The 12,785-nt window shown below is 63.9% G+C and carries 12 protein-coding genes and 1 pseudogene; 11 read left to right on the top strand and 2 right to left on the bottom strand.

Annotated elements, in window-relative coordinates; genetic code table 11:
• Positions 1-7 precede the first annotated feature (7 nt).
• Complete coding sequence (locus GV035_RS17965) at positions 8-832, top strand: ABC transporter permease (protein WP_159836354.1); 825 nt, start codon at positions 8-10, stop codon at positions 830-832.
• A 12-nt stretch (positions 833-844) separates the two neighbouring features.
• On the opposite strand, the gene GV035_RS17960 is transcribed toward GV035_RS17965, so the two are convergent.
• The gene (locus tag GV035_RS17960) at positions 845-1,819 is read right to left on the bottom strand and encodes an NADPH:quinone oxidoreductase family protein (protein ID WP_159836353.1); all 975 of its coding nucleotides are present in this window, start codon (positions 1,817-1,819) and stop codon (positions 845-847) included.
• A 103-nt stretch (positions 1,820-1,922) separates the two neighbouring features.
• On the opposite strand from GV035_RS17960, the gene surE reads away from it, so the two are divergent.
• The 7 genes and pseudogenes from surE to GV035_RS29505 form a co-directional block, all read left to right on the top strand.
• A complete protein-coding gene (surE, locus tag GV035_RS17955; protein ID WP_159836352.1) occupies positions 1,923-2,681 on the top strand; it encodes a 5'/3'-nucleotidase SurE in 759 nt (252 codons plus the stop codon).
• On the top strand, positions 2,678-3,670 hold the full coding sequence (locus GV035_RS17950) for a protein-L-isoaspartate(D-aspartate) O-methyltransferase (RefSeq protein ID WP_159836351.1): 993 nt from the start codon (positions 2,678-2,680) through the stop codon (positions 3,668-3,670). Before surE ends, GV035_RS17950 begins: the two co-directional genes overlap by 4 nt.
• A 5-nt stretch (positions 3,671-3,675) precedes the next feature.
• Complete coding sequence (locus GV035_RS17945; protein ID WP_159836350.1) at positions 3,676-4,614, top strand: peptidoglycan DD-metalloendopeptidase family protein; 939 nt, start codon at positions 3,676-3,678, stop codon at positions 4,612-4,614.
• 13 nt (positions 4,615-4,627) lie between these two features.
• Positions 4,628-5,734: an RNA polymerase sigma factor RpoS gene (gene rpoS / locus GV035_RS17940; protein ID WP_159836349.1), complete on the top strand. Its 1,107-nt coding sequence runs from the start codon at positions 4,628-4,630 to the stop codon at positions 5,732-5,734.
• Between the two features lie 52 nt (positions 5,735-5,786).
• A complete protein-coding gene (locus GV035_RS17935) occupies positions 5,787-6,563 on the top strand; it encodes a 3'-5' exonuclease (protein WP_159836348.1) in 777 nt (258 codons plus the stop codon).
• 171 nt (positions 6,564-6,734) lie between these two features.
• Positions 6,735-8,042: a 23S rRNA (uracil(1939)-C(5))-methyltransferase RlmD gene (gene rlmD, locus GV035_RS17930; RefSeq protein WP_236572745.1), complete on the top strand. Its 1,308-nt coding sequence runs from the start codon at positions 6,735-6,737 to the stop codon at positions 8,040-8,042.
• 172 nt (positions 8,043-8,214) lie between these two features.
• Positions 8,215-8,533 (top strand): annotated as a pseudogene (locus tag GV035_RS29505) (IS4 family transposase); the annotation flags it as partial.
• Between the two features lie 51 nt (positions 8,534-8,584).
• Here the strand turns inward: GV035_RS29505 and GV035_RS17925 are convergent.
• Positions 8,585-9,283: a Bax inhibitor-1/YccA family protein gene (locus tag GV035_RS17925; protein ID WP_159836346.1), complete on the bottom strand. Its 699-nt coding sequence runs from the start codon at positions 9,281-9,283 to the stop codon at positions 8,585-8,587.
• A gap of 328 nt (positions 9,284-9,611) precedes the next feature.
• Here GV035_RS17925 and ndk point away from each other — a divergent pair, with 328 nt between their 5' ends.
• The 3 genes from ndk to GV035_RS17910 all read left to right on the top strand — a co-directional run bounded on the left by ndk (position 9,612) and on the right by GV035_RS17910 (position 12,649).
• A complete protein-coding gene (ndk, locus tag GV035_RS17920) occupies positions 9,612-10,037 on the top strand; it encodes a nucleoside-diphosphate kinase (protein WP_159836345.1) in 426 nt (141 codons plus the stop codon).
• Between the two features lie 151 nt (positions 10,038-10,188).
• Positions 10,189-11,331: a 23S rRNA (adenine(2503)-C(2))-methyltransferase RlmN gene (gene rlmN / locus GV035_RS17915; protein WP_159838037.1), complete on the top strand. Its 1,143-nt coding sequence runs from the start codon at positions 10,189-10,191 to the stop codon at positions 11,329-11,331.
• Positions 11,332-11,518: 187 nt separating this feature from the next.
• The gene (locus tag GV035_RS17910) at positions 11,519-12,649 is read left to right on the top strand and encodes a helix-turn-helix domain-containing protein (RefSeq protein WP_159836344.1); all 1,131 of its coding nucleotides are present in this window, start codon (positions 11,519-11,521) and stop codon (positions 12,647-12,649) included.
• Positions 12,650-12,785: the final 136 nt, after the last annotated feature.

Raw genomic sequence — 12,785 nt, 5'->3', positions numbered from 1 at the left:
ATCGAATATGTGGAAGAAGCTCCGCCCGAATCGGGCCAATCTCGCGCTGTGGCAATGGTTGCTGCTGCTCGCGTGCTTCATCGTGTGGTACGTGCTCACGAGCCCGACGCTTTTGCCGCCTTTCTATTTCGACGACGCCAACAAGGCCGCGTTCTTCTTCGGCGAGCCGCAGAAGGTGCTCGTCCGGATCTGGGAGTGGTTCAGCGGGGGCGAGATTTATATCCATCTCTGGGTGACGCTAATCGAGACGGTGCTCGCGTTCGTCATCGGCACGGTGTCGGGACTGGCGGTGGGGCTCTGGCTTGCGCTCGCGCCGACGACGAGCGCGCTGCTCGATCCCTACATCAAAGCCGCCAACTCAATGCCGCGCGTGATTCTCGCGCCGATCTTCGCGGTCTGGTTCGGGCTCGGCATCTGGTCGAAGGTCGCGCTCGGCGTGACGCTCGTCTTCTTCATCGTGTTCTTCAACGTCTATCAGGGCGTGAAGGAAGTGAGCCCCGTCGTGCTCGCGAACGCGCGCATGCTCGGCGCGAACCGCAAGCAGCTGCTGCGTTACGTGTATCTGCCGAGCGCGACGAGCTGGGTGTTTTCGAGCCTGCACACGTCGGTCGGGCTTGCGTTCGTCGGCTCCGTGGTGGGCGAGTATCTCGGCTCGGCGCGCGGCGTCGGCTATCTGATCTTGCAGGCCGAAGGCACCTTCGACATCAACACCGTGTTCGCTGGCATTCTCGTGCTGACCGCGTTCGCGCTGGTGCTCGACGGGCTGGTCGCGCTCGTCGAGCGGCGGCTGATGAAGTGGCAGCCGAAAAGCGGCGATACCGAGAAGCTCTGAGCCGGCTGCGCTCTACGGCTCGATCACGACCTTGCCCGTCACGCGGCGGTTCATCATGTCGTCGAGGGCTTGCGGCGTCTGATCGAGCGTATAACGCCGGGTGACGACCGGACGCAGCTTGCCCGCTTCGATCCACTCGACCATCGTCGCGAATTCACGGTCCGCGAGCGCGTGTTCGCGGCGCATGTGATCGCCCCAGAACACGCCGACGATGCTCGCGCCCTTCAAGAGCGTGAGATTGAGCGGCAGCTTCGGAATCTCGCCGTTCGCGAAGCCGACGACGAGATACCGCCCGCGCCAGGCGATGCTGCGAAAGGCCGGTTCCGCATACGCGCCGCCCACAGGATCAAATATGACATCCGGACCGTTGCCGCCGGTCAGCGCCTTGATGCGCTCGCGCAGGTCTTCCTTCGTGTAGTCGATGACGTCGTCCGCGCCGTGTTCGCGGCAGAACGCGAGCTTCTCCGTGCTCGATGCCGCCGCGATCACCCGCGCGCCGACGATCTTGCCGATCTGAATCGCAGCCAGCCCGACGCCGCCCGCCGCGCCGAGCACGAGCAGCGTGTCGCCGGCGGTCAGCGCGCCGCGATCGACGAGCGCGTGATACGACGTGCCGTAGGCGAGCGTGAACGCGGCGGCATCGGCGAGATCGACGTCATCGGGCAGCGCGATGCACGCCGTTTCGCCCGCACGCGCCTGTTCGGCGAACGCGCCATGCGCGGTGTACGCGGCCACGCGCATGCCGGGCGTGAAGCGCGTCACGCCCGCGCCGACTTCGCGCACCACGCCCGCGAGTTCCGCGCCGGGCGTGAAGGGCAGCGGCGGCTTGAACTGATACTTGTTCTGGATGATGAGCACATCGGGGAAATTGACGCTCGCCGCCTTCACGTCGATGATGATCTCGCCCGCTTTCGGATGCAGATCAGGCAGCGTCTCGATGGTGAGCGTGTCGGGTAATCCGTGTTGTGTGCAGCGAACGGCGCGCATGTCGTCTCCTTGTCGATGAGGCGGTCAGTTTAGGGCACCGTGGCGGTCCGGAGGAGCCTGTGCGTGCGTTCGCGCGTCATCTTTCCTCGGTTACAATCGTCAGATGCGAATCCTACTCAGCAACGACGACGGCTATCTGGCGCGCGGCATCAACGTGCTGCACGACGCCTTGCAGCCGCTCGGCGACGTGACCGTGATGGCGCCGGAGCAGAACTGCAGCGGCTCGTCGAACTCGCTCACCCTGTCGCGGCCGTTGAGCATTCATCGCGCGGCGAACGGTTTCAATTTCGTGAACGGCACGCCGACCGATTCCGTGCATATCGCGCTCACCGGCATGCTGGACGAGCAGCCGGACCTCGTGGTGTCGGGTATCAACAACGGCCAGAACGTCGGCGAGGACACGCTCTATTCGGGCACGGTGGCGGCCGCCACCGAAGGCTTCATGTTCGGCATTCCGGCCATCGCGTTTTCGCTCGTGGGCCGCGACTGGCTTCATCTGGAAGATGCGGCGCGCGTGGCGGCCGAAATCGTCGCGCATTTTCTCGATCATCCGATGCCCGGTCATCCGTTGCTGAACGTCAATATTCCAAGCCTGCCGTATGACCAGCTCGGCGAATGGCGCGTGACGCGCCTCGGCAAGCGGCATCCTTCGCAGCCGGTCATCCGCCAGACCGACCCGCGCGGCAATCCGATCTACTGGATCGGGCCGTCGGGCGATGCGCTCGATGCGAGCGAAGGCACCGATTTTCACGCCGTGGCGAACGGCTATGTCTCTATCACGCCGCTGCAACTGGACCTGACGCACACGAAGCTCATGGCCGAGACGCGCGAATGGGCCGCCGCCGGGAGCCGCCGCTCATGACGGACGAGCGCGCCAAGCGTTTTCCGCTGGCGCTCGCGGATCTGGTACGCGAGCCGCGCAAGCCCGCCGGCCGCGCCGACGCGTCGCGCGTGAAGCCCACCGCCGCGCCGGGCGGGTTGCGTTCCGCGGGCGGTGCGCAGAAGGCGGCGCCTGCGTTTGCGTCCAAGCCGGGGAGCGAAAAACCGGTTTCCGCCGCGACCCGCAGTCCGGCGCAGGCGCCGCATCCGCGCACGAGCGCGTTGCGGACCGCGCAACGTCCCGCCGAGCGCGACTCGCATTCATACGCACACACCAACGCCGCCACGAAGAAGGGCGCGCCGAACGTCGCGTTGACGAGTACGCAGACGCTGACATCCGAACGCGTGCGGGAGCGCATGGTCGAACGGCTGCGCGCGAACGGCATCACGGATCCCCGCGTGCTGAACGCCATGTCGGTGGTGCCGCGTCACATGTTCGTCGATCCCGGGCTCGCCGCGCAGGCCTATGAAGACGCGGCGCTGCCGATCGGTCATCATCAGACCATCTCGAAGCCGTCAGTAGTTGCGCGCATGATCGAACTGGTCGCGGCCGGGCGCACGCTCGACAAGGTGCTGGAGATCGGGACCGGCTGCGGCTATCAGGCGGCGGTGCTGTCGCAGGTCGCAACCGAGGTTTATTCGATCGAGCGGGTGCGTCCGCTTTCCGAGCGCGCGAAGCTCAATCTTCGGCCGCTGCGCGTGCCGAACATCCGGCTGCACTATGGCGATGGCCGTCTCGGCCTGCCCGCGGCCGCGCCTTTCGATGCGATCGTCATCGCGTGCGCGGGACTCGACGTGCCGCAAGCCTTGCTCGATCAACTGGCGATCGGCGGCAGGCTTGTCGCGCCGGTCGGATCGCAGGCTGCGCAGTCGCAGGTGCTGACGCTCGTCACTCGCATTTCGGCGACGCAGTGGCGCGAGTCGCAGCTGGATCGCGTTTTCTTTGTACCTTTAAAATCCGGAGTGATTTGACACCGATGAGTATCTTGCGTGCTTGGCGAGAAGGGAGTGCGAACGTTCGCCTGACGGCGGCGCAGCGCAGCGTGTGCGTCGTTGCGCTAACCGTGCTGGCGGCCTGTTCGACGCGCATGGACATGGCGCCGGTGGTGGACAGAACCGGCGCGCCCATCAGCACGGATGCGGCCCAGGCCGCCGCGTCCAACGGTCCGCCGCCGCCGGGCTACTACCGCGTGAAGCCGGGCGACACCCTATATCGGATCGCACTCGAAAACGGTCAGAATTATCACGATATCGCCGCCTGGAACAATCTGACCAACCCGAATCAGATCGAGGTCGGTCAGCTGGTGCGCGTCGCGCCGCCGGGAGCCAATGTCGCCGCCGCGACGCCGGGCGTGTCGACGGCGCCGATCGCGGGCGGCGCAATCGAAGCGCAGCCGCTCAACGGCGGCGCGCAGCAGCCGGGCGCGGCGACAGGCGCTGCGCAGCCTCCGTACTACGGTCCGAATTCCGGCATGGGAACTACGCCCGGCGCAGCGGCAGGCGCCGCGCCGGGTGTCGCGGCAGGCGTCGACAACAGCGCGACGGCAGGGCAGCCGGCGTTCATCTGGCCGGCGCGCGGCCCGATTCTCGGCACGTTCGACGACGCGAAGAACAAGGGTTTGAATATCGGCGGTGCAGCGGGCGATCCGGTCAACGCTTCGGCGGACGGACGGGTGGTTTATTCCGGAAATGGGCTGCGCGGCTACGGCAATCTCATTATCATCAAGCACGACGCGACTTTTCTCACAGCGTATGCACATAACCGCGCTTTGATGGTAAAAGAGGGAGACGCGGTGACTAAAGGGCAGAAGATCGCTGAGATGGGGAACAGCGATTCGGACCGTGTGATGTTGCATTTCGAAGTTCGCCGGCAGGGAAAACCTGTTGACCCACTGAAGTATTTGCCGCCGCAATAAAAGCGGAGCCATCATGCCGAAAACGAAGCGCCGCCTGCCGCAAGCCGAGACTGAGACGATCAGCCGACCTTTGCAAGTGTCGGCGGAAGAGGGCGCTTCCACCCGCGACGACGATGCCGAGAACATCGAGGTCGATGTCGATTCCGACGAAGACGGCGCGGGCCGCGGCAAGCGCGCCGAAGAAGGCGCTGAAACCGCCGACGGCGCAAACGATTCCCCTCCCGACGCCGACGACTTTCGCTCGCTCCTGCAGGCCGAACTCACGGCTGACACTATTCAGCATTACCTGAATCGCATCAGCGTGAAGCCGCTGCTCACCGTCGAGGAGGAGCAGCGGTATTCGCGTCTCGCGAAGGCGGGCGAATTCGAAGCGCGGCAGGTGATGATCGAGCGCAATCTGCGGCTGGTCGTCAGTATCGCGAAGGGATATCTGAATCGCGGCGTGCCGCTGCTCGATCTGATCGAAGAAGGCAACCTGGGCCTCATGCACGCCATCGAGAAATTCGATCCGACGCGCGGTTTCCGCTTTTCGACCTACGCGACCTGGTGGATTCGCCAGAGCATCGAGCGCGCGATCATGAATCAGGCGCGCACGGTGCGGCTGCCGGTTCACGTGATCCGCGAGCTCAATCAGGTGCTGCGCGCGAAGCGCCATCTCGAAAAAAATTCCGCCAACGCGAACGATCCCGTGGCGCCCGAACGCCGCGACGCCAGCATCGACGATATCGCGTATCTGACCGGCAAGACGGCGGAGGAAGTCACCGACATTCTCGCGTTGAACGAACACACCGCGTCGCTCGACGCGCCGCTCGACCTCGATCCGGGCAGCAGCCTGCTCGATCTGCTTTCCGACGATCAAAGCCAGTCGCCGGACGCCGAGGTGCAGCACCGCGAGCTCGAAACCTTGACGCGGCTGTGGCTCTCGCGCCTGTCGGACAAGCACCGGCATGTGATCGAACGGCGTTTCGGACTCAATCACATCGAGCCCGCCACGCTCGAAGAGCTTGCCGACGAAATGGGCCTCACGCGCGAGCGTGTGCGCCAGATTCAGCAGGAGGCGCTTGTCAGGCTCAAGCGTTTCTTCGCGTCCAACGGCGTTCGCAAGGACGCCGTGCTCTGATGCTTTCATGGCGCCCGCGAGGGCGTCGCATTTGCCGCATTCGCAGGATTCAATGACACCGATTCTCGTATTCGACATCGAGACGATCCCCGATGTGGACGGCATTCGCCGTCTCGAAGATTTGCCCTCCGATCTTTCCGATCGCGAAGTCGCCGACTACGCGTTCCAGGCTCGCCGCGAGCGCGTCGGCAACGACTTCCTGCCGCATCATTTGCAGCGCGTCGCGGCCATTTCTTGCGTCTTTCGCGACAATAACGGCTTTCGCGTGCGCTCGCTCGGCGCAGCGGGCGACGGCGAGGCGGCGCTGATCCAGTCGTTTTATCGCGTGATCGAGAAATACACGCCGCAACTGGTGTCGTGGAACGGCGGCGGCTTCGATCTGCCGGTGCTGCATTACCGCGCGCTCGTACACGGCATCGCCGCGCCGCGGTACTGGGATCTCGGCCAGGACGACCGCGAGTTCAAGTTCAACAACTACATCAGCCGCTATCACATGCGGCATATCGACCTGATGGACGTCCTCGCGATGTATCAGGCGCGCGCCAACGCGCCGCTCGACGCGCTCGCGAAGCTGTGCGGCTTTCCCGGCAAGCTCGGCATGGACGGCGGCAAGGTGTGGGACGCCTTCTGCGACGGTCAGCTCGACGAAATCCGCAACTATTGCGAGACGGATGTCGTTAATACGTATCTGATGTATTGCCGCTTTCAGTTGATGCGCGGCGGCTTCTCGGCGGACGAATACAGCGACGAGATCAACTTCGTCAAGAACGCGCTCGCGCAGGAAGCGTCGCCGCACTGGGCCGAGTATCTCGCCGCGTTCGGACGATGAGTTCGTAACGCTTCGTCTACAATCTCGCCTTTGCCATCACGTCAGTCAGGAAGTACGCAGGTGTCTGAAGCCGCTCGAAAAAATCCTCATCGCCGCCGCGCGGCGCCCGCGAAGTCCGTCGCGCCCGATCCGTCGTTCGTCGCGCCTGAAATCGAAATCGACGCGCTCGACATGGAAGCGCGCGGCGTCGGCCGCACGGTGAACGAGGACGGCGAGCCGGGCAAGGTCATCTTCGTGGAAGGCGCGCTGCCGGGCGAACGCGTGAGCTATTCGAGCTATCGCAAGAAGCCGAGCTTCGAGCAGGCGCAAGTCGTTAAGGTGTTGCGCGAAGCGGCAATCCGCACGCGGCCGAAGTGCCAGTTCTTCGGCACGTGCGGCGGCTGCTCGATGCAGCATCTCGATGTGCGCGCGCAGATCGCGGTCAAGCAGCGCGTGCTAGAAGACAATCTTCAGCATCTGGCGAAACTGCGCGCTGAAACGATGTTCCGGCCGATCCACGGCCCGTCGTGGGGCTACCGTTACCGGGCGCGGCTGACGGTGCGTCACGTGGAAAAGAAAGGCGGCGTGCTGGTCGGCTTCCACGAGCGCAAGAGCAGCTTCGTCGCCGACATGACGAGTTGCGAAGTGCTGCCGCCGCACGTTTCGGCGATGCTCGTGCCGCTGCGTCATCTGGTGGCTGGGCTGTCGATCCGCGATCGCATGCCGCAAATCGAACTGGCGGTCGGGTCGGACGTGACGGCGCTCGTTCTGCGCATTCTGGAGCCGCTGACCGAAGCCGACGAAACCTTGCTGCGCGCCTTCGCCGACGAACACGGCGTGCAGTTCTGGCTACAGCCGAAAGGCCCGGACACGGTCTATCCGTTCTATCCGCTCGACCGCGAACTGGCTTATACGCTGCCGGAGTTTCATATCCGGATGCCGTTCAAGCCGACGGATTTTACCCAGGTCAATCATCAGATCAACCGTGTGCTGGTGTCGCGCGCGTTGAGCCTGCTCGCGGCGGACCGCACCGATCGCGTGCTCGATCTCTTCTGCGGCATCGGCAATTTCACGCTGCCGCTTGCCCGGGTGTCGCGCGAAGTGGTGGGCATCGAAGGCAGCGAGGCGCTGACGGCGCGCGCGCTCGAAAACGCGAAGGCGAACGGCGTCGATGGCCATACGTCTTTTGCGTGCCGCAATCTGTTCGAAGTCACCGCCGACGACATCCGGGCGCTCGGCCGCTTCGACAAATTCCTGATCGATCCGCCGCGCGAGGGCGCGCTCGCGGTGTCGAAGGCGCTCGCGGACATCGCGCAAAGCGGCGACGATGCGGTCTTGCCGAAACGCATCGTGTACGTATCGTGCAATCCGGCGACGCTCGCACGCGATGCCGGCCTGCTCGTGCGCGAGGCGGGCTACCGGATGAAGGGCGCGGGCGTCGTGAACATGTTTCCGCATACGTCGCACGTCGAATCGATCGCGCTGTTCGAGCGCGATTAACCGTCGCACCTTTTCAGCAGGCAAAGAAAACCCGGCTCCGGCCGTAATGCCGTTCAGTTAAGCGACTGAACGGCATTTTTCTTTTCGGCGCAAAGTAGTTGTAAACGGGGCGCGGCGGTGTTAACTTGCATCGCCATGCTGGTTGATGATCTGCGCCTTCTGGTCGAATCANGGAAGGCGTCTATCAGGAGTTCTGGGGCGCGCTGATCGCGTATAACCTGATACGTCTGGAGATGTCAAAGGCCGCACTCGCGGCCGGGCACGCCCCCGATGAACTGAGCTTCATCCGCGCATTCCACACCATTCAGTACGAAATGACATGGGCAGCCGTGACGCGCTCGTACGGCAAACTCCCCGCGCTGCTCAAGCGCCTGCGTGAGCGGCTCAAACAGCTTCCCAATAGAAAACGGCCCGGGCGCAGTTGCGCTCGAGCCGTCAAATCGCGACCGTTTCGCTACACCGTTCGAGTCCTCAAAAGAGACCTTAACTGAACGGCATTAGGCCCGAAGGCCGGTTTTTTGTTTCAGCAAAGCGATGCGCGATCAGTTGCGATTGCCGCCGAAAATGCCGAGCAGCGCCAGCAGGTTCGTGAAGACGTTGTACAGGTCGAGATAGATGGCGAGCGTCGCGCTGATGTAATTCGTCTCGCCGCCGTTCACCACGCGCTGCACGTCGAACAGCATGTAGGCGGAGAAGATCACGATGGCGAGCACCGAAATCGTCATCATCAGCGCCGGCAGTTGCAGGAACATGTTCGCGAACGCGGCGAGCAGGATGACGATCACGCCCATGAACAGGAACTTGCCGAGCCCCGAGAAATCGCGCTTGCTGACCGTCGCGATGGTCGCCATGGCCGCGAAGATCACGCCCGTGCCGCCAAAGGCCATCATGATGAGTTGCGGCCCGTTCGAGAAGCCGAGAATGAAGCTCAAGAGACGCGAGAGCATCAGACCCATGAAGAACGTGAAGCCGAGCAGGACGACCACGCCCATGCCGCTGTTCTTCGTCTTCTCGATCGCGAACATGAAGCCGAACGCGATGGCGAGGAACGCGATGAAGCTCATGGCCGGGCTCGTGGCCGCGAACAGCGAGAAGCCGGTCACAACGCCGACGTACGCGCCGAGCACGGTCGGCACCATGGAGAGCGCCAGCAGCCAGTAAGTATTGCGCAGCACCTTGTTGCGCACCTCAGCAGAGGTGACGGCGCCAGTGCGGCCGAAGCCGTAGGGTGATTCGTTCATGGTTTCTCCTTGCTCCAATTGTCCGTCGTTCAGTTTTACCGCGACATTCTGTTTACACGGAAATCCTAACGTCGCTGTCTTAAGCGATTATTAGTATCTGACGGTGCATGACCTGCATTCGTCGAGATACCGCGTTTGGCTCCAATATGGCTGCGGCGCGCGCAGAATTCAATGCTTGCCCCGCTTATTTCGCGCTGCGTTCGCAGACAGGCCACGCACGCTTTGATCCTTACGCCACCGTAAGGTTTCAATCGCAATCATACCCTGCTTCGTGCTACAATTGTCGATTCGTTTTAATCCGTAAACTGTTCATTTTTTGGAGTTTTTCATGGCGATCGAGCGCACCCTGTCGATTATCAAGCCGGACGCAGTGGCAAAGAACGTTATCGGCCAGATCTACAGCCGTTTCGAGAACGCTGGTCTGAAGATCATCGCGTCGCGCATGGTTCATCTGTCGCGCGCCGACGCGGAGAAGTTCTACGCGGTGCACGCCGCGCGTCCGTTCTTCAAGGACCTGGTGGAGTTCATGGTGTCGGGTCCGGTCATGATTCAGGTGCTCGAAGGCGAGAACGCAATCGCCAAGAACCGCGACCTGATGGGCGCCACCGACCCGAAGAAGGCTGACAAGGGCACCATCCGCGCCGACTTCGCCGACAGCATCGACGCGAACGCCGTCCACGGTTCGGACGCTGCCGAAACGGCACGTCAGGAAGTGGCGTTCTTCTTCCCCGAAGTGAACGTCTACTCGCGTTAATTCTGTGTTGGTCGCCGCGCCGGTTCGACGGCGCGGTCATCGCGCCTCAACGCAAATAGCTGCAAGAATAGCTGTTAATAAGCAGGAATTTGGCGCGAACGGTCCCGGGCAAGCATCCGGGCTTCGCAATCTGGAAATGGCAGAACTCGACATGACGAGCAGCAGCACCGTCAATCTTCTCGATCTCGACGCCGCCGGGCTGGTCGCATACTGCGGCAGTCTCGGCGAAAAGCCGTTTCGCGCCAAGCAATTGCAACGCTGGATCCATCAGTTCGGCGCCGACGACTTTGACGGCATGACGGATCTCGCGAAATCGCTGCGCGAAAAACTCAAGGGCCGCGCCACGCTGGCGATGCCCGCGATCATGAGCGACCACGTTTCCGCCGACGGCACTCGCAAGTGGCTGATCGACGTCGGCAACGGCAACGCGGTCGAAACCGTGTTCATCCCCGAAGAGACGCGCGGCACGCTCTGCGTGTCGTCGCAGGCGGGATGCGCGGTCAACTGCCGGTTCTGCTCCACCGGCAAACAAGGCTTTTCCCGCAATCTGACGACCGGCGAAATCATCGGCCAGTTGCGCATGGCCGAGTTTGCGCTGCGCAAGTCGCTCGGCCGCGAGGTCGGCGGGCCCGGCAAGGGTGAGCGCGTCGTCACGAACGTCGTGATGATGGGCATGGGCGAACCGATGCTGAATTACGACGCCGTCGTGCCGGCCATGCGCCTGATGCTCGACGACAACGCCTATGGCCTGTCGCGCCGCCGCGTCACGCTGTCCACGTCCGGCGTCGTGCCGATGATGGACCGGCTCGCGGCCGATCTGCCGGTCGCGCTCGCGGTGTCGCTGCACGCGCCGAACGATCCGCTGCGCGACATGCTGGTGCCGCTCAACAAGAAGTATCCGTTGCGCGAGCTGATGGCGGCATGCCAGCGGTATCTGAAGGTCGCGCCGCGCGACTTCATCACGTTCGAATACTGCATGCTGGACGGGGTGAACGACAGCGAGGCTCACGCGCGCGAACTGCTGGCGCTCACGCGCGACGTGCCGTGCAAGTTCAACCTCATTCCGTTCAATCCGTTTCCGGAATCCGGCCTCACGCGCTCGAAGAACGAGCAGATCAAGCGGTTCGCGCAGGTGTTGATCGACGCGGGCGTCGTGACGACCGTGCGCAAGACGCGCGGCGACGACATCGACGCCGCGTGCGGCCAGCTCGCGGGCGCGGTGCAGGATCGCACGCGGCTCGCCGAGCGCACGGGCCGCGCGGGAAGCAAGGTGATCGAGGTGCGGGCGGTCTGACGGATTGGCGGCTGCGCTCGACGCGTCGGCATGGCGAGACGGCAGCGACCATGAAGCGAGCGCCGCGCGAAGGCGAACATTTTGTTATAAAGCGGTCTGCAACGGCGCCGGGGTTGTATCGTTCAGTGCTTTTTGAACCTGACGGCGCAGCAGCGCAATATAAAAGAATCGATGCGAGGAATTTGGGATGAGTGAGCCGCAACACCCGACGCCTTTCGGCAGTCATACCGACGAAATGTCCGGCGATCAGCATGATGCCCGGACGCGGGTCGGAGGGGCGGCATCGCGCGAGAGCCAGCCGGAGACGCTGGACTCGTTGCAGGCAGTCGGCGCGCGTCTCGCGCAGCTCCGGCATGCAAAAGGATGGTCGATCGACGATGTTTCCGCCCGGCTCAAGGTGTCGCCGCAGAAGCTCGCCGCGCTCGAAGAGGGCGACATCAGCCAGTTGCCCGACCGGACGTTCGCCGCAGGCATTGTCCGCAGCTATGCGAAAGTGCTGGGCGCGGATCCGGCGCCGTTCACGCAGGCGTTCCGTCGTGACGGCGTACCGGTTGAGCACAATCTGAAGGTGCCGGCGTCGTCCGGCGCGGGTTTGCCGCGCGGCCGCGTTTCCGTGCCGCTCGGCAATTCATCGGGGCGCAAGCGTTCGTGGTTGTGGGGCGTTGCGGCGATCGTCGCCGTGCTGGCGGCGCTGGTCATGTGGCATACCGGCGGCGATTCGTCGGCGTGGCTCGCCCGGCTCAAGTCGAGCACGGGCGCGGGGCTCGCTTCGACGTCGGGTGACAAGCCCGCCGCCTCGCAAGTTGCGACGCCCGACGAGGCCGCCGCCGCGAACACTGGCGAAGCGTCGCTGCCCGAAGTGGCGGCCGCGTCCGGCGAACAGCCGATGCCGCGTCCGCTCGGCACCAACGCGCTGCCGGCGTCGTCGTCGACGATCACGGCGGTGCAGGCCGCAAGCGTGCCGGCAGCGGTCGCACCGGCGCCAAAGGCGGCATCGGCGGCGGTCGCGACCGCTGCGGCTTCGGCTGCGACGGTCGGAACGGCCGGAACAGTCGCAAGCACCGGCAAGGGCACGAACGCTATCGAGCTGAAGACGAAGGAAGATAGCTGGTTCAGCGTGCGCGGCAAGGACGGCAAGGAAGTGTTCTCCCGACTGGTGCATGCGGGCAGCACGCAGCGCGTTCAAGGCGAGGCGCCGTTCAAGGTGACCGTCGGAAACGCGAGAGGCGTCGAATCGCTGACGGTTGACGACGAGCCCGTCGATGCCAAGAAGTATTCGTCCGCCCGCGGAAACGTCGCGCGCTTCTCGCTGCCTTAATCGTTGCCGTAAAACAGCGACGCGGGCCCGTTGAGCCCGGCGGTTCAGCGCGCGGACAAGTCAGGAGCGTCACGGTCTTTGCCGTGACGCTCGTTCGAGGTTCCATTCAAGCAACTTCCGCTGCCTGGCAGCGCAC

Source organism: Burkholderia sp. 8Y (assembly GCF_902506145.1).
Taxonomy (GTDB): Bacteria; Pseudomonadota; Gammaproteobacteria; order Burkholderiales; family Burkholderiaceae; genus Caballeronia.
Note: the sequence above shows the minus strand (reverse complement) of the source record. Positions and strands in the feature narration are given on the sequence as shown.